14 protein-coding genes and 2 tRNA genes are annotated in these 15,572 nt (G+C 71.3%); 5 read left to right on the top strand and 11 right to left on the bottom strand.

All coding sequences use genetic code 11. The features are described from left to right. Nucleotides 1–33: 33 nt before the first annotated feature. The 6 genes from J8N05_RS11285 to ehuB all read right to left on the bottom strand — a co-directional run bounded on the left by J8N05_RS11285 (nt 34) and on the right by ehuB (nt 4,329). Nucleotides 34–107: transfer RNA gene (locus J8N05_RS11285), tRNA-Lys, on the bottom strand. A gap of 120 nt (nt 108–227) precedes the next feature. Continuing rightward, nucleotides 228–986, bottom strand: coding sequence for an IclR family transcriptional regulator (locus J8N05_RS11290; RefSeq protein ID WP_210882331.1), 759 nt, complete (start codon nt 984–986; stop codon nt 228–230). A 236-nt stretch (nt 987–1,222) separates the two neighbouring features. Next, entirely contained in the window at nt 1,223–2,041 is an 819-nt protein-coding gene (gene ehuA / locus J8N05_RS11295) for an ectoine/hydroxyectoine ABC transporter ATP-binding protein EhuA (RefSeq protein ID WP_210882332.1), read from the bottom strand. Further along, entirely contained in the window at nt 2,031–2,681 is a 651-nt protein-coding gene (gene ehuD, locus J8N05_RS11300) for an ectoine/hydroxyectoine ABC transporter permease subunit EhuD (RefSeq protein ID WP_210882333.1), read from the bottom strand. Before ehuD ends, ehuA begins: the two co-directional genes overlap by 11 nt. Continuing rightward, nucleotides 2,678–3,397: an ectoine/hydroxyectoine ABC transporter permease subunit EhuC gene (gene ehuC, locus J8N05_RS11305; RefSeq protein ID WP_210882334.1), complete on the bottom strand. Its 720-nt coding sequence runs from the start codon at nt 3,395–3,397 to the stop codon at nt 2,678–2,680. The genes ehuD and ehuC overlap by 4 nt, the downstream gene beginning before the upstream one ends. Then, nucleotides 3,394–4,329 (bottom strand): ectoine/hydroxyectoine ABC transporter substrate-binding protein EhuB, encoded by a 936-nt coding sequence (gene ehuB / locus J8N05_RS11310; protein ID WP_210882335.1) that lies wholly within the window; start codon nt 4,327–4,329, stop codon nt 3,394–3,396. Before ehuB ends, ehuC begins: the two co-directional genes overlap by 4 nt. 97 nt (nt 4,330–4,426) lie before the next feature. On the opposite strand from ehuB, the gene J8N05_RS11315 reads away from it, so the two are divergent. Further along, complete coding sequence (locus tag J8N05_RS11315; protein ID WP_210882336.1) at nt 4,427–4,927, top strand: DUF3830 family protein; 501 nt, start codon at nt 4,427–4,429, stop codon at nt 4,925–4,927. Between the two features lie 188 nt (nt 4,928–5,115). Here the strand turns inward: J8N05_RS11315 and J8N05_RS11320 are convergent, their stop codons facing one another. Continuing rightward, a complete protein-coding gene (locus J8N05_RS11320) occupies nt 5,116–6,516 on the bottom strand; it encodes an amidase (protein ID WP_210882337.1) in 1,401 nt (466 codons plus the stop codon). 52 nt (nt 6,517–6,568) lie between these two features. Further along, nucleotides 6,569–7,555, bottom strand: a complete 987-nt coding sequence (locus J8N05_RS11325) for a D-2-hydroxyacid dehydrogenase (protein WP_247706235.1) — start codon at nt 7,553–7,555, stop codon at nt 6,569–6,571. A gap of 270 nt (nt 7,556–7,825) precedes the next feature. On the opposite strand from J8N05_RS11325, the gene J8N05_RS11330 reads away from it, so the two are divergent. The 3 genes from J8N05_RS11330 to J8N05_RS11340 all read left to right on the top strand — a co-directional run bounded on the left by J8N05_RS11330 (nt 7,826) and on the right by J8N05_RS11340 (nt 10,735). Further along, nucleotides 7,826–8,614, top strand: coding sequence for a maleate cis-trans isomerase family protein (locus J8N05_RS11330; RefSeq protein ID WP_210882338.1), 789 nt, complete (start codon nt 7,826–7,828; stop codon nt 8,612–8,614). Then, nucleotides 8,611–9,342 carry a maleate cis-trans isomerase family protein gene (locus J8N05_RS11335; RefSeq protein WP_210882339.1) on the top strand — a complete coding sequence of 244 codons (732 nt, stop codon included), beginning with the start codon at nt 8,611–8,613 and terminating at the stop codon, nt 9,340–9,342. Before J8N05_RS11330 ends, J8N05_RS11335 begins: the two co-directional genes overlap by 4 nt. A gap of 298 nt (nt 9,343–9,640) precedes the next feature. Next, nucleotides 9,641–10,735, top strand: coding sequence for an LLM class flavin-dependent oxidoreductase (locus tag J8N05_RS11340; RefSeq protein ID WP_210882340.1), 1,095 nt, complete (start codon nt 9,641–9,643; stop codon nt 10,733–10,735). A gap of 30 nt (nt 10,736–10,765) precedes the next feature. Here the strand turns inward: J8N05_RS11340 and J8N05_RS11345 are convergent, their stop codons facing one another. Further along, nucleotides 10,766–12,823, bottom strand: coding sequence for a putative bifunctional diguanylate cyclase/phosphodiesterase (locus J8N05_RS11345; RefSeq protein ID WP_210882341.1), 2,058 nt, complete (start codon nt 12,821–12,823; stop codon nt 10,766–10,768). Between the two features lie 395 nt (nt 12,824–13,218). Here J8N05_RS11345 and J8N05_RS11350 point away from each other — a divergent pair, with 395 nt between their 5' ends. Further along, nucleotides 13,219–14,577, top strand: coding sequence for a M6 family metalloprotease domain-containing protein (locus J8N05_RS11350; RefSeq protein WP_210882342.1), 1,359 nt, complete (start codon nt 13,219–13,221; stop codon nt 14,575–14,577). A gap of 84 nt (nt 14,578–14,661) precedes the next feature. Here J8N05_RS11350 and J8N05_RS11355 read toward each other — a convergent pair. After that, nucleotides 14,662–14,735: transfer RNA gene (locus J8N05_RS11355), tRNA-Lys, on the bottom strand. Further along, nucleotides 14,726–15,376: a bifunctional DNA primase/polymerase gene (locus tag J8N05_RS11360; protein ID WP_210882343.1), complete on the bottom strand. Its 651-nt coding sequence runs from the start codon at nt 15,374–15,376 to the stop codon at nt 14,726–14,728. Before J8N05_RS11360 ends, J8N05_RS11355 begins: the two co-directional genes overlap by 10 nt. Between the last annotated feature and the right edge of the window lie 196 nt (nt 15,377–15,572).

Consider the following 15,572-nt stretch of genomic DNA (forward strand, 5'->3'; position numbering starts at 1 on the left):
CCGCTCTCGCGGAGGCTCCTGCTTGTGCTTCTGTGCGCCGCCAGGGACTCGAACCCCGGACCCGCTGATTAAGAGTCAGCTGCTCTAACCAACTGAGCTAGCGGCGCGTGACTCTCGCCTTCCGCTCTCGCGGCTGGCGACAGGGAAAATACTACCCGGTCCTCAGGGGTGCTCCGGACCACCGGCGGGGCGGCGACGGATGCCGGGGTGCCGCTCGGACGGCCTGCTCAGATGGCCAGCGAGAGGAGCAGCGGCGCGGCGCCCCGGTTCAGGGTGTCGGCGGCCTCGCGCAGCCGGTGGGCGTGCTCCACCGGCAGGGAGAGGGCGAGGCAGCCCACGGCCGAGCCGGCCGTGATGGGGACCGCCGCGCAGACCGTGCCGATCGCGTACTCCTGGAGGTCGAGCACCGGCACGGTGGGTGCCTGGGCGTCGAGCCGGGACAGCAGCACCCGCTCGTTCGTGATGGTGCGCGAGGTGAGCCGGGCCATGCGGTGACGGGAGAGGTGGTCGCGCCGGCCGTTGAGGTCGAGCTGGCCGAGGAGGCTCTTGCCGATCGCGCTGGCGTGGGCCGCGGAGCGGAAGTCCACCCATTCGTTGACCGCCGGGGTGGCCGGGCCCTCCGCGCACTGGGTGACGTGGATCTCACCGTCCACGTACCGGCTCATGTAGACGGCGGCGCCGACCGAGTCGCGCAGCCGGTCGAGGTTCCGCTGGAGCTGGCCGCGCAGCGCCTCGTCCCGGTCGTGCACGGAGCCGAGCCGGCCGAAGGCCTCCCCGGTCACGTACGCCCCGTCCGCGAGCTGTTCCACGTATCCCTCGCGGCGCAGCATGCGCAGGAGGGCGGTGAGGCGCTCGGTGCCCAGGCCGGTGTGCCGGGCGAGCTCGATGTCGGTGATGCCGGTGGTGTGCCGCGCCACCGTCTCCAGGACGCGCAGGGCGTCCTGGGCCGAGTGGTACGGCGCGGTCGACTCACGCTTCAGCGCCACGGTGATCCCCCTGCGCTTTTCGGCCCGGCGCGCGGATCGACGTCACGCGCATCGACCCGCACATCAACGCAGCCCGGACGGCCGGGCCCCCTCCACGATAGCCGTCGGGCCGGGGGCGTGGAGGGGCTGTTGGCGGGATTGATGGCGCGATCCGATCCCCTCAGCAGTGGCTCACCCGTCCGGCATATGCCACAGGCGTGAGCCGGTGCCCCGGCCTCTCCGGCCGGGGCGGGGGATCACAGCACCGCGCCGAGGAACTCCCTGGTCCTGTCGTGCTCCGGGTCGCCGAAGATCTTCTCCGGCGGCCCCGACTCCAGGACCCGCCCGGAGTCGAACATCAGCACCTGGTCGGAGATGTCCCGGGCGAAGCTCATCTCGTGCGTCACGCACAGCATCGTGATGTCGGTGCTGCGGGCGATGTCCCGCAGCACGTCGAGGACGCCCACGACCAGCTCGGGGTCGAGCGCGGACGTCACCTCGTCGAGGAGCAGCACCTGCGGCCGCATGGCCAGCGCCCGCGCGATCGCGACACGCTGCTGCTGCCCCCCGGAGAGCTGGCTCGGGTACTTGTCGATGTGCTCGGCCAGGCCCACCAGGTCGAGCAGTTCGCGGGCCCGCTCCTCGGCGGCGTCCTTGGACATGCCGAGCACGGTGACCGGCGCCTCGGTGATGTTGCGCAGCACCTTCATGTTGGGGAAGAGGTTGAACTGCTGGAAGACCATCCCGATGTTCTTGCGGACCTCGCGGATGTGCTTGTCGCCGGCCGGGACCAGCTTGCCGTTCTTCTCCTCGTGGGTGAGGTAGTCGCCGCCCACCTTGATGGTGCCCTCGTCGGGCTTGAGCAGGGTCATCAGCAGCCGCAGGATCGTCGTCTTGCCGGAGCCGGACGGGCCGATCAGTGTGACGTGCTTGCCGGACGCCACGGAGAAGTCGAGGTCGTCGAGGACCGTGTTGTCGCCGAAGCGCTTGGTGACCTTGTCGAACCGGATCAGCTCGCTGCCGTCCACGGCCGGGTTGGCGGCGGAGTCTTCTGTCAGGGGGGTGTCAGCGGACAAGACGTCGCTCCAGGGCTCGCATGAGGAGGGAAGCCGGATAGGAAATGAGGATGAAGGCCACACCGATGACCGTCAGCGGCTCGGTGAACTGGAAGTTCTGCTGGGAGAACAGCCGCGCCTCACCGAGCATGTCGAGGACGGTGATCGCCATCAGCAGCGGTGTGTCCTTGAGCATCGAGATGACGTAGTTGCCCAGCGCGGGCACCACCCGGCGGATCGCCTGCGGCAGGATCACCGCGGTCCACGTCCGGGTCATGGGCAGGTTCAGTGCCGTGGCCGCTTCCCATTGGCCGGCCGGCACGCCCTCGATACCGGCCCGGTAGACCTGCATCGTGTACGTCGAGTAGTGCAGCCCGATGGCGACGACACCGGTGGTCATCGCGGAGAACGTGATGTTCCACTCGGGCAGCACGTAGAAGAGGAAGAACAGCTGGACCAGCAGCGGGGTGTTGCGGATGAACTCCGTGACGACCCCGACCGGCCAGCGCACCCAGCGGGTCGGCGTGCGCATCAGCAGCGCCCACACGAGCCCGAGGGCGAAGGAGATCAGCGAGCCGAGCACCAGGGCCTGCAGGGTGACCAGCAGACCGTCCCAGAAGTGCGGCATGAAGTCGCCGACGGCACTCCAGTCCCATGTCATACGGCACCTCCGCCGACTCCGGTGGTCTCCGGGCGGTGCAGCTCGCCCTGGGACACACCCTTCTCAGGAACTTCGCCGACCCCGGCCTTGAGCTTCTTCTCCAGCCCGCGCATGAGCCGCGTGAGCAGGAAGGCGATCACGAAGTAGATCAGCAGGATGTACGTGTAGATCTCCGCGCTCTCCTGCAGCGCGAGCCGCACGAGGTTGCCGCTGAAGGTCAGGTCGCCCATGCCCATCACGGACACCAGGGCGGTGCCCTTGAGCAGCTCGATCAGCAGGTTGGAGAAGGGCGGGATCATCTCCGGCACGGCCTGCGGCAGCAGGATCAGCCGCAGCCGCTGCCAGGGCGTGAAGCTGAGCGCGATACCGCCCTCGACCTGCGCCTTGTCGACGGAGTTCAGGGCGCCGCGCACGATCTCGGAGCCGTACGCCCCGTACGTCAGACCCAGTGCCAGGGTGCCCGCCCACAGCGGGACCAGCTGCCAGCCGAAGGCGATCGGCAGCACGAAGAACACCCAGAAGATCATGATCAGTGCCGAGGTGCCGCGGAACACCTCGGTGTAGAAGCCCGCGAGGAAGCGGACGATCCACAGCCGGTGGACGCGTGCGATGCCCACGACGAAGGAGACGGCCCCGGCCAGCAGCGCGCTGAGGACCAGCAGCTGGACCGTGACCCAGATCCCCTTGAGGACGAGTTCCCAGAGTCCCGATGTCATCCGCCGCACAACTCCTTCGCGGTCAAATCGGTCATCTCGTTCTTGGTGAAGCCGAAGGGCCGCAGGATCCGCAGCAGCTCGCCGCTCTCCTTCATCTTCTTCAGCTCCACGTTGAAGGCGTCCCGCAGCTTCGTCTCCGTCGGGCGGAACGCGAAGCCGCCGCCGTCCGTGTGCGGCTTGCCGTCCACGAGGGGCGCGAACGGCTCCGTCGACTCCACCTTGCTTGACTTCTTGACGACCTCGCGGGTGGTCAGCGCCGTCCCGGCGAAGACGTCCACACGGCCCGCCTCGACGGCGTTCATGCCGGCGACCTGGTCCTGGACGATCAGGATGTCGCTCTCCTTGTACCCGGCCTCGACCGCGTACTGGATCTCCGCGTAGCCCGTTCCGGTCGCGAACTTCGCCCCCGACTTCACGACGTCCTTGTAGTCGCGCAGGTTCTTCGGGTTGCCCTTGCGGACGATGAAGGCGTCGAGCATCTGGTAGTCGGGGTCGGAGAAGATCACCTGGGCGCAGCGGTCGGCGTTGATGTACATCCCCGCGGCGACCACGTCGAACTGCTGGGACTTCAGACCGGGAATGAGCGAGCCGAACTCCGTCGGCACGGGCTGTACGCGGTCCACCCCCAGCCGCTTGAAGATGACCCTCGCGAGTTCCGGGGCCTCACCCGTGAGCTCGCCGTCCTTGTCGATGTAACCGAAGGGGATCTCGCCGGCGATACCGAGGCGGACGACACCCTGGGCCTTGAGCCGGTTCAGGAGATCACCGCCGTTCTCGCCCGACGCCGTGGCCACACGGCTGCAGCCGGCGGCACCGAGCGCGCCGAAGGCGCCGAGTGCCGTGACACCCGCCAGCAGTGACCGGCGGCTCGTGCCGCGGTTTCCGACGTCCGGCGAAGCTTCCCTAGAGTCGTTCCCAATTGGTGGAGCCATGGCCGCGCGGCTACCCCAAGAGATGCAAATTATTCGGATTAATTCACGCCCCGATCCTGACGGCTGCGGTATTGACCCCGGGTGGACCATGGAACGCATGGCTGACCGTTACATCGACGTGTCCCTGTCCAAGCGCGGAGTCCACTGCACGGCGAAGCTCCTCGACGACCGCGCACCGATCACCTGCGAAGCCGTCTGGAACGCGTTGCCGCTCGGCGGTGACGTCTACCACGCCAAATACGCCCGCAACGAGATCTACGCCCTGTTCCCGGCGTTCGCGCCGACGGAGCCACCCCTGGAGAACCCGACCGTCACGCCCATCCCGGGCGACCTCTGCTACTTCTCGTTCTCCGGCACGCAGCTGGGGTCGCAGGCGTACGGCTACGGGGGCGCGTCCGGCGTCAGCGCGGGCACGCCGGTGATCGACCTGGCCCTGTTCTACGAACGCAACAACCTGCTGCTCAACGGTGACGTGGGGTGGGTGCCGGGGATCGTGTGGGGCCAGGTGGTGGAGGGCCTGGACGCGATGGCATCGGCGTGCAACGACCTGTGGCGGGCGGGGGCGGTGGGCGAATCCTTGACGTTCCACCGCGCGTAGCCCCGGGGCCGACCGGTGGATGGGCCCCTGCGACCCGGTGGGGGTTGCTCGCGCAGTTCCCCGCGCCCCTAGGAGGGGCTGCGCCCCATCAGGGGCGCGGGGAACGGCGCAATCTTTTGTCTTTAGGGGCGCGGGGAACTGCGCGACACGCCCCCACCGGGCCGCAGGTGCCCCCGACCTGGCCGCTCCTACGCGCGCGGCGGCGCAACCCCCGCGATGCCCGCCGCATACAACGCATGCGCCGTCCGCAGGACCACCGCGTCAGCGTGCCGCGCACCGACCACCTGCAACCCCACAGGCAGCCCACCCGAGTCCACCCCCACCGGCACCGTCGCAGCCGGCTGCTGCGTCATGTTGAAGGGGTACGTGAACGGCGTCCACCCCGTCCACCGGCGAAGCCCCGACCCACCCGGCACCTCCACCCCCGCCTCGAACGCGGTGATCGGCATCGTCGGCGTCACCAGCACGTCGTACGTGTCGTGGAACCGCCCCATCCGCCGCCCCATCTCCATCCGCACGTCCACCGCCGCGAGATAGTCCAGCGCGCTGAACCGCTCACCCAGCCCGACGATCTCCCGCAGCCCCGGATCGAGCAGCTCCCGCTGCCGCGGCCCGAGCCGCTGCGTCACGCGCGCCGCCCCGCTGAACCACAGCACGTGGAACGCCTCGACGGGGTCCGTGAAATCGGGGTCGGCCTCCTCGACGTACGCGCCGAGGGCCGCCAGCCCCTCCACCCCGCGCCGCACGGCCGCCGCCACCTCGGGCCGTACCGCGACCTGTCCGCCGAGGGAGGGCGAGTACGCCACCCGCAGCCCCCGCACACCACCGCCCAGCCCCTCCGCGTACGAGCCCGCCGGCGGCCCGAGGCCCGACCAGTCGCGGGTGTCCGGGCCGCTGATGACGTCCATCATCAGCGCCGCGTCCGCCGCGTCGCGCGCCATGGGCCCCACGTGCGCGAGCGTCCCGAACGCGCTCGCGGGATACAGCGGCACCCTCCCGTACGTCGGCTTCAGCGCGAAGATCCCGCAGAAGGAGCCGGGGATGCGGACGCTGCCGCCCCCGTCGGTGCCGAGCGACAGCGGACCCGCGCCCAGCGCCACGGCCGCCGCGCTCCCGCCGCTCGACCCGCCCGAGGTGCGCGAGAGGTCGTACGGGTTGCGCGTCACCCCCGACACCGGCGAGTCGGTGACGCCCTTCCAGCCGAACTCGGGGGTGGTCGTCCGGCCCAGGAACACCGCCCCGTGCTCGCGCAGCCGCGCCACCGACGGCGCGTCCTCGTCCCAGGCACCGGACGCGGACACGGTCCGCGACCCCCGCAGGGTCGGCCCGCCCCGCATCAGCAGGATGTCCTTCACCGAGACCGGCACACCGTCCACGAGCCCGGCGGGCTCACCGCGCCGCCACCGCTCGGCGGACTCCGCGGCCTGCGCGAGCGCCGCCTCCTCGTCGAGGCGTACGAACGCGTTCACCGCGGGCTGGATCCCCCCGGCCCTGCGCAGCGCGGCCCGCACCGCGTCCACAGGGCTGAATTCGCCCTTGCGGTACCCCTCGACGAGTCGTACGGCCGTCAGTTCGGTGAGCTCGGTCATCCGGTCATCCGCCCCTCCAACGTGTGCCCCAGACGTGCGCCCCCGACGGGTGTCAGGGGCCGGGTACGTATCCGCGCCGCTTGTCGACGAGGTTCGGCAGGGGTTCACCCGCCTCCCACAGTTCGTACAACTCCACGAACTGCGTACCCAGTTCGTCCCGCCAGCCCACCGTGTCGCCGCTCATGTGCGGGGACACGATCAGACCGGGGACCTCCCACAACGGGCTGTCGGGGCCCAGCGGTTCGTGCGCGAAGACGTCGAGCGCCGCCCCCGCGATCCACCGGTCCTTGAGGGCGCGGACGAGCGCGTCCTCCACGACGAGCTGCCCGCGTCCGACGTTCACGAAGTACGCCGACGGCTGCATCAGGGCCAGCCGCCGCGCGTCGAACATCCCGGACGTCTCCTCGGTGAGCGGCGCCGCCGACACCACCCAGTCGGCCCTCGCCATCAGCCGGTCCAGCTCCCCGGGACCGTGCACGCCGTCGCGCGCGGTGCGCCCCACGAGCGCGGTCGTGATGCCGAGCGCCCCCAGAGTCCGCTCGATGGCCCGCCCGATCGGCCCGGAACCCACCACGCACGCACGCGTACCTGCGACGCGTCGTGATTCGCGGTGCCGCCACTCGCGCGCCCCCTGGAGCTCCAGAGTGCGCGGCAGATCCTTCGCCAGGGCGAGGACGAGCGCGGCCACGTACTCGGCGATCGGCTGGTCGAAGACCCCGCGCGCGTTCGTCACCAGCGTGTCGGAGGCGGCCAGTTCGGGGCACATCAAGTGATCCACACCCGCGCTCGCCGTGTGCACCCAGCGCGGCCGAGGGCCCTCGCCAGGCCAGGCCCCGCGCAGTGCGCGCGAGTGGAAGTCCCAGATCAGGAGCGCGTCGGCGGTGGGCAGCAGGGAGGCCAGCGTCCTGTCGTCCGCGTACTCGACGCGCACCCGCCCGGTGAGCCGGCCGAGCCGAGGGGGCGGATCGGAACCCAGCACCAGCAGCGTCGGCTTTTCGGCCATGTTCGGGGTGAGGGGCGCGGTCGGGAAAGTGGTCATCGGGGGGAAACCGTTTCGCAACGAGGGTCCGCTTCTCTGAGTCCGAAGCACTGCTCCGAGCACTGCGGCGGGACATCGGCCAAGTCGTCTGAGATGGGCGGATTGACCACGCTCGCACCCGAACCTACCTTCGTCAACACGGGCATTGCTCCCCGGGGTTCCGGGGGTCCCGTCTGTTCCTGTCCCGACGTCCCGGCCCAGGCGCCGGCATGTGTCCCCCGGCCCGCGGCCGGCCTCCTCCACTCGCTCGAACCGAGTTTGGGGCTGCTCATGGACGTCTCCTTCCTTGGCGGACCGCACCCTCAACGGGGTGTCGGCGTCGTCGCCCCCTTCGACTTCGCCCTCGACCGCGAACTGTGGCGATGGGTGCCCGACGAGGTGTCGCTGCACCTCACCCGTACACCGTTCGTGCCCGTCGAGGTCAGCCTCGACCTGGCACGCCTGGTCAGCGAGCACGAGACGCTCGGCGACGCGGTGCGCGCGCTGAACGCCGTCCAGCCCGAGATCGTCGCCTACGCCTGCACGTCCGGCAGTTTCGTCGGCGGGATCGCCGGGGAGCGCGCCATGTGCGAGGCCATGACCCGGGCCGGCGAGCTGCCGTCCGTCACCACGTCCGGCGCCCTCCTGGAGGCACTGGAGGAACTGGGCGTACGCCGGATCGCACTCGTCACCCCGTACACCGTCTCCGTCACCCAGGCCCTGGAGGAGTACGTCGCCGAGGCGGGCATCACCGTCACCGGCCGCGCCTACATGGGCCTGACCAGGCACATCTGGAAAGTCCCGTACCGAGATGTCGTCGACATGGCCCGCGGCGCGGTGCGCGGGGCCGCCGACGCGCTCTTCATCAGCTGCACCAACCTTCCGACGTACGACGTCATCCCGCAGCTGGAGGCCGAGCTGCGCATCCCGGTGATCTCGGCCAACCAGGTCACGATGTGGGCGGCGCTGCGTCACCTGGGTACCCGGGCGGTAGGGCCGTACCAGGCGCTGATCGACGCGTCGGCGCGAGCGCGGCCCGTACCGCCCGCACTACCGGAAGAACAGGAAGGTTGGGCATGACGGCTCTCGGATTCCTCTACCCGGGCCATTCGGCCGAGGACGACTACCCGCGCATCGAGCAGCTCCTCGGCAGCGACATCCGCCTCCAGGTCGTCCACACCGACATCGGCGAGGACGCCCACCGCGTGGACGCCCTCCTGGAGATGGGCTCGGCCGACCGCCTCGCCGCCGGGGTCGAGGAACTGCGGCTGTCCGGGGCCGAGGCGGTGGTCTGGGCCTGCACCAGCGGCAGCTTCGTGTACGGCTGGCAGGGCGCCCACGACCAGGTCCGCACCCTGGCCCTGACGGCGGGGCTGCCTGCCTCCTCCACGTCCTTCGCGTTCGCCCACGCGGTGGGGGAGCTGGGGGCGAAGCGGGTCGCGATCGGGGCGACGTATCCCGACGACGTGGCCGGGCTGTTCTCGACGTTCCTGGCGGACGGGGGGTTCGAGGTGCTCTCCGTGCGGGGGGCCGGGATCATCACCGCGGCGGAGGTCGGGACGTGGGGGGAGGGGGAGGTGCTGGCTCTTGCCCGGGCGGCCGACCATCCCGAGGCGGAGGTGGTGCTGCTGCCCGACACCGCGCTGCACACGGCCTCCTTCCTGCCTTCGCTTGAGGCGGCGCTGGGGAAGCCGGTGCTGACCGCCAACCAGGTCACGGTCTGGGAGGCCCTGCGCCTCGCCGACCGGCGGGTCCACGCGCCGGGCCTGGGCACACTGTTCACGAGGGAACGCCCGGTGCAGGCGTAGGGCCTTTTCCTCGCCCCCGCCGCCCCTACCCGTTCCCGTCCACGCATGGGGGCTGCGCCCCCTCGCCCCCCTTTGTCCTCAAACGCCGGACGGGCTGAGATGTCGCCGGGCGGCCGGAGATCCTCAGCCCGCCAGCGGATCTTTCAGCCCGTCCGGCGTTTGAGGACCGGGGGTTCGGGGGCAGCGCCCCCGAGTCGTGGACGGGAACGGGTAGGGGCGGCGGGGGCGAGGAATAAGCGGAGACTCCCTCCTGTTAATGCCACGCGGAGAATCGCGAGCACTCACAGGAGGAACCACCGTGGCGGTAACGGAGACCGGCGACATCCGAGCGGAAGCGAAGGGCACCGCCCCCACCCCCCTCTCGGTCCTGGACCTGGTCACAGTCGGCGCAGGCCACACCGCGACCGAGTCCCTGCGGACCGCGGTCGAACTGTCCCGCCTCGCGGAGAGCCGCGGCTTCCACCGCTACTGGGTGGCCGAGCACCACTCCATGCCGGGCGTGGCCTCCTCCTCACCGGCCGTGATCCTCGCCCACCTGGCAGCCACCACGACCCGCATCCGCCTGGGCTCCGGCGGCGTGATGCTGCCGAACCACGCCCCCCTGGTCATCGCGGAGCAGTTCGGCACGCTCGAAGCGATGGCCCCGGGCCGTATCGACCTCGGCCTCGGCCGGGCCCCCGGCACGGACGGCGCCACGGCCGCCGCCCTGCGCCGCTCGGACCGGCTGAACGAGGGCGCCGACGATTTCCCCCAGCAGCTCGCGGAACTGACCCGGTTCCTGGACGACGACTTCCCCGACGGCCACCCGTACGCCCGTATCCACGCGGTCCCGGGACCGGTCCAGGCGACCTCGCCCGGCGGAGTCCAGTCCCCGCACCGCCCGCCGGTCTGGCTGCTCGGCTCCTCCGGCTTCAGCGCCCGCCTCGCCGGCACCCTCGGTCTGCCCTTCGCCTTCGCGCACCACTTCTCGGCGCAGAACACCGTCCCGGCGCTCGACCTCTACCGGGAGTCCTTCCGGCCGTCGGCCGTGCTCGACGAGCCCTACGCCCTCATCGGCGTCTCCGCGCTCGCGACGGACGACGAGAAGGAGGCCCGCCGCCAGGTGGAGGCCGCCGCGCTGAACATGGTCCGCCTGCGCACCGGCCGCCCGGGCCTGGTCCCCACTCCGGAGGAGGCGGCGGCGTACGACTTCAGTCCGATGGAGCGGGAGTTCGTCGACTCCTGGAACGCGAACGTCGTCCACGGCACCGCCGACGAGGTCCGCTCCGGTCTCGACGACCTGCAGAAGCGCACGGGCGCCGACGAGCTGATGCTCACCGCCAACGCCCACAGCGGCGCCGTACGCCTGCGCTCGTACGAGCTGATCGCGGACGCGTACGGGCTGCCCGCCTAGGACCTGTCCTGCCGGTCACGACTCCGCGCTCTACGGGACGGCCGCCGCCGTCAGGAGCGCGGAGATACGATCCGGCGCCACCGGCCGGGAGTACAGCCAGCCCTGGCCGGTGTCGCAGCCGATGCGCCGCAGGCGGGTCGCCTGGCCCGCCGTCTCCACGCACTCGGCGGTGACGGTGAGGCCGAGCCGGTGCGCCAGCTGGATCATCGCCTCGACGACGACCTCGTCGGCGGGGTTGGGCGGAGTGCCGGTGCCGTCCGCGCCCTCGTACTCGCCGTTCTCGTACTGGAAGCCCCGGACGAACGACCCGTCGAGCTTCAGCACCGAGACCGGCAGCCGGCTGAGGTAGGCGAGGTTCGAGTACCCCGTGCCGAAGTCGTCGATGGCGATGCCCACGCCCATGTCGCTGAGCGCCTGGAGTGCCTGGAGGGGCCGCCCCGCGGAGCCCATGACCGCCGACTCGGTCAGTTCCAGCTGGAGCAGGTGCGGGGCGAGCCCGGTCTCCGCGAGGATCGCCGCCACGTCGGACACCAGGTCGGAGTCCCAGACCTGCCGCACCGCCACGTTGACGCTGACGAAGATCGGGTCCGCGTCCGGGTGGTCCAGCTGCCAGCGGCGGGCCTGGCGGCAGGCGGTGGCCAGCACCCAGCGGCCCAGCTGCACGATCGACCCGTCCTCCTCGGCCAGTCCGATGAACCGATTCGGCGTCAGCGTGCCGAACTGAGGGTGGTTCCACCGCACCAGCGCCTCGACGCCGCGCACCACGCCGTCCTCCATGCACACCAGTGGCTGGTACTCCAGGGCGAACTCCCCGCGCTCGACCGCGGGACGCAGGGTGGAGGAGAGTGCCTGGCGGGTCATGCGGTGGGCGTTGCGCTCCGGGTCGAAGAGCGTCCAGCGGGCCTTGCCGTCGGCCTTCGCCCAGTACAGCGTGGTGTCGGCGGCCTGCATCAGCCCGGTCGCGGTGGTGCCGGCCGCGTGCCGCTCCACGACACCGATCGAGGCCGAGACCGACAGCCGCTGCCCGGACAGGTCGAAGGGCACCTGCAGGGACTTCAGCACGGAATCGGCCAGGTCCGCGAGCTGTTCCGTACCCGTCGAGTCCTCGACCAGCAGCGCGAACTCGTCGCCGCCGAGCCGGGCGACCAGCGGGGTGGCCGTTCTCGCGTAGCCGGCCTCGTTCGCGCAGCGGGTCAGCCGTTCGGCGACGGCCGCCAGCAGCCGGTCGCCGACCCGGTGACCGAGCGTGTCGTTGACCGCCTTGAATCCGTCCAGGTCGAGGTAGCACAGCCCGATCCGGCCGGTGCCGGACTCCTCGTACGCCTCGGCCTCCAGCGCGGCCGAGAGGCGCTCGAAGAACAGGGTGCGGTTGGGCAGCCGGGTCACCGGATCGTGCATCTGCAGATGCCGCAGCCGCGCCTGGAGCTCCCGGCGCCCGCTGATGTCGGAGACCGAGATCAGCACCGCCCGCTCCTCCTCGGGCAGCGGACTGACCGTCACCTGCGCCCAGAGCGAGTGGCCGTCGGGGTGCTTGAGGCGCCGGGTGCAGCGCAGCCGGGCCTGCCGGCCGCGCAGCACCTCGCGGTACGCGTGCCAGGTACGGGCGTCCGAGGCGAGGTCGACCAGGTCGGCGGCGATGCGGCCGACCAGACTGTCCCCGTCGGAGCCCGTGCCGAGCAGCGCGGCCAGCGTGTCGTTGGCCGTGACGACCCGGCCCTCGCGGTCCACGACGGCCATCGCGAGGGGCGCGGCGGCGAAGGTGGCTCGAAACGTACGGCCCTCGACGCCCGCGGCGGCCCCGGACGCGCTCTCCGGGTGCGCGGGGAGTCCGGCCGGGGCGGCGGCCGACAGCCTCGCCGGAAGTCCCGCGGCCAGACCGACCGGGAACGTGGACGAGAGGCCGACCGGAAGTCCGGCCGACAGATCGACCGGGGTGTCGATCAGGGGCTCTACCAGGGGCTCGACACGTCGAGCCCGCTCCTCAGGGGAAAGGGTCCCGGCACGAAGAGAGCTCGTGACATGACTCTCTGTGACGGCCGACCGCACGAGGTCTGCCGTGGGCGCCGGTCCATCGGACGTTCCGCTCACCGTTCGCTCCCGCTGTGCACTCGTTCGTCGTACAGGTCTCGTCGGGGGTCGGCCGGTGGTGGACGGCCGCTCCAGCCGTGTCCGCGCAGGAAAGTGTGCCGATCATAGAGGGTGGCCGTTAGGCCTTCCAGCTACCGTCCAGTGTCCCGGACGGGCACCCCTTTCTGACAGATCGTTTCTGCCCGCACCTGGACAGGTTCCTTCATCGGCCGATCACTTGTGACGTTCCGTGAGTGCTCGGGGTGTCGGCGTGTCCTGGCGCCCCCTTGATGCTTCCCGATGTTCTCGGTCGGATGTCGGCCCGCTCACTCCTTTGGATCAGATAAACAGGGCATGGAGGAACAAATCGTCACAGGCTGGTTGCGGTTTCCCGAATTCCGCATCCGGAGGTCGACGTGCCGCGTCTGCTCCCCCTCAAGGGGCTCACCCGTGGCGGGGTCCGACCCCGTCCGCGCGGGCGGCTGTGGACCGGTCACGGATGGCGCGTGCCCGCGGCCGTGTTCACCTCCATGACGGCGCTCGCTGCCACCTCCCTGGCGGTCCCCACGGCCGCCGTGCCGCTCTCGATGCCGTGCGCGCTGAAGCGGACCGCGGCCCACCACTCGGAGGGCGTGGACACCTGGAACGCCGCCTATCCGCGGCCCGCCCGCCGCCTGGACGCGGTGATGGTCTTCCTCTCCTTCCCCGACGCCACGCCCCTGACCAGGCCCGCCGAACTGACGGCCGACTACTTCCCGGCCACCAGCCGCTTCTTCGAACGGGCCTCGTACGGAAGGTTCCAGCTGCGCCCGCACCCGCTGCGCGACTGGATCCGGATGCCGCGGCCGTCGACCGCGTACGCCATACAGCGGGACTGGAGCGCGGCGTCGCGCTCCGCGTATCTGCGGGACGCCCTCGCGGCGGCGGACGCCCGGGTCGACTTCTCCCGCTACGACGTCGTCTACTTCGTCGCCGATCCCGACGCCCCCGGGGTCGACTCGGACGCGACGAAGGTGGTGAACATGGACGTGCCGCTGCGGGCCGACGGCACGGACATCCGCCGGGTCGTCACGGTGTTCGAGAAGCATCCGCCGGACCGGCTGGTCCTGGCCCACGAGACCGGTCACGTCTTCGATCTGCCCGACCTCTACCACCGGCCCGTCGACGGCAAGGGCGACTGGGACACGTACGTCGGCGACTGGGACCTCATGGGCAGCCAGTTCGGACTCGCCCCCGACCTCTTCGGCTGGCACAAATGGAAACTCGGGTGGCTGGAACCACGTCAGGTGGCGTGCGTACGGGACGCGGGCGGGCGGGGTACGCGACTGACGCTGGAGCCGCTGGCGGCGGGGGCCGGGGTGGCCGCGGCGGGCGGCACCGCGGCGGGCGCGCCGGGCTCCGAACCGGGATGGGCGGGGTTCGGGACGGCGGGCGGGACGAAGCTGGCGGTGGTGCGGACCGCACGCGACAGCGCCCTCGCCTTCGAGGTGCGGGGACCGGCCGGCAACGACGAGGAGGCGTGCTCACAGGGTGTGCTCGTCTACCGCGTGCGCGGCGGGGCGGAGTCCGGCCGCGGGCCGATCGAGGTGGTCGACGCGCACCCCGGCTCCGGGACCTGCTGGGACGACTCGGTGTACGCCCCCCTCGCGGACGCGCCGGTCGGCCTCGGGGAGAGCTTCACCGTGCCCGGCGAGGACGTACGGATCGAGGTGTCGGACCGGACGGCGTCGGGCGCGTGGACGGTGACGATCTCGACCGGGCGGGACAGTCCATAGGCAGCCCCTGGACAGTCCCCAGGGGGCGCGGACAGCGGACATGCGAAAAGCCCCCCGCTTCCGCGAGGGGCTTTCCACCGTCTGTGCGCCGCCAGGGACTCGAACCCCGGACCCGCTGATTAAGAGTCAGCTGCTCTAACCAACTGAGCTAGCGGCGCCTGCTGACGTCGTAGACCTTAGCATCCTGATCGGCGGGAGGAAAAATCGATATCGGCGCAGCCGGGAAGGGCTCCGAGAGACGTCGCCGGGCCGCCGACCGGGCCGCTCGCAGTGCCGCCCACAGCATGATCTCCGGCCCCGGCAGCCAGGGGGCGCGGGTGTCGGGGGCGACCAGCCAGCGGGAGCCGAGGCGGCCGGCGGCGGTCGGCTCCGGCGGTGCGAAGGGGGTCGGGGCGGGCACGGTCACCGCGTCACCGGTGCCGTGGCACAGGAGCGGCGGGATGGCCCGGCCCCGCTCCGAGGCGCCGCCCGATCCCCACTCCTCCCACTCCAGCAGCGAGGGCAGGCGCTGCGCGGTGCCGGGGGCGGCGAACAGGAGCATCCGGCCCCGGTGGGCGGCCACGGGGCCCGAGCCCGGCCCCTCGTCCCACAGCCCGTCGAGCATGAGGCGGCCGAACAGGGCGGGGGCGTTGACGACGTCGAAGACGGATCCGCAGGCGAGGACCACCGGAGCGGTGGGCCGGTCCTCCCACAGGACGCGCGTACTGCGCGGATACGTTCCTGCCGAGGCGAGCCAGGCAGCGCCCTCGGGAGTGACCCCGGTGACCGCGGCCCCGCCGTAGTTCCCATCGATGCTCATACCACCCAGGTCTACCCGCCGTGATCGCCCACTTCCGCAGGGTTGCGAGAACCCGGGACAGGAGAGGACAGGGTGGAGTATCTTGCCCGCCTGGCATATGCCAAGCCGCCCTTCAGGGGCGCGGGGAACGGCGCAGTCTTTTGTCTTCAGGGGGCGCAGCCCCCAAGGGGCGCGGGGAACGGCGCGACCGGCCCCC

The organism is Streptomyces liliiviolaceus (assembly GCF_018070025.1).
GTDB lineage: Bacteria > Actinomycetota > Actinomycetes > Streptomycetales > Streptomycetaceae > Streptomyces > Streptomyces liliiviolaceus.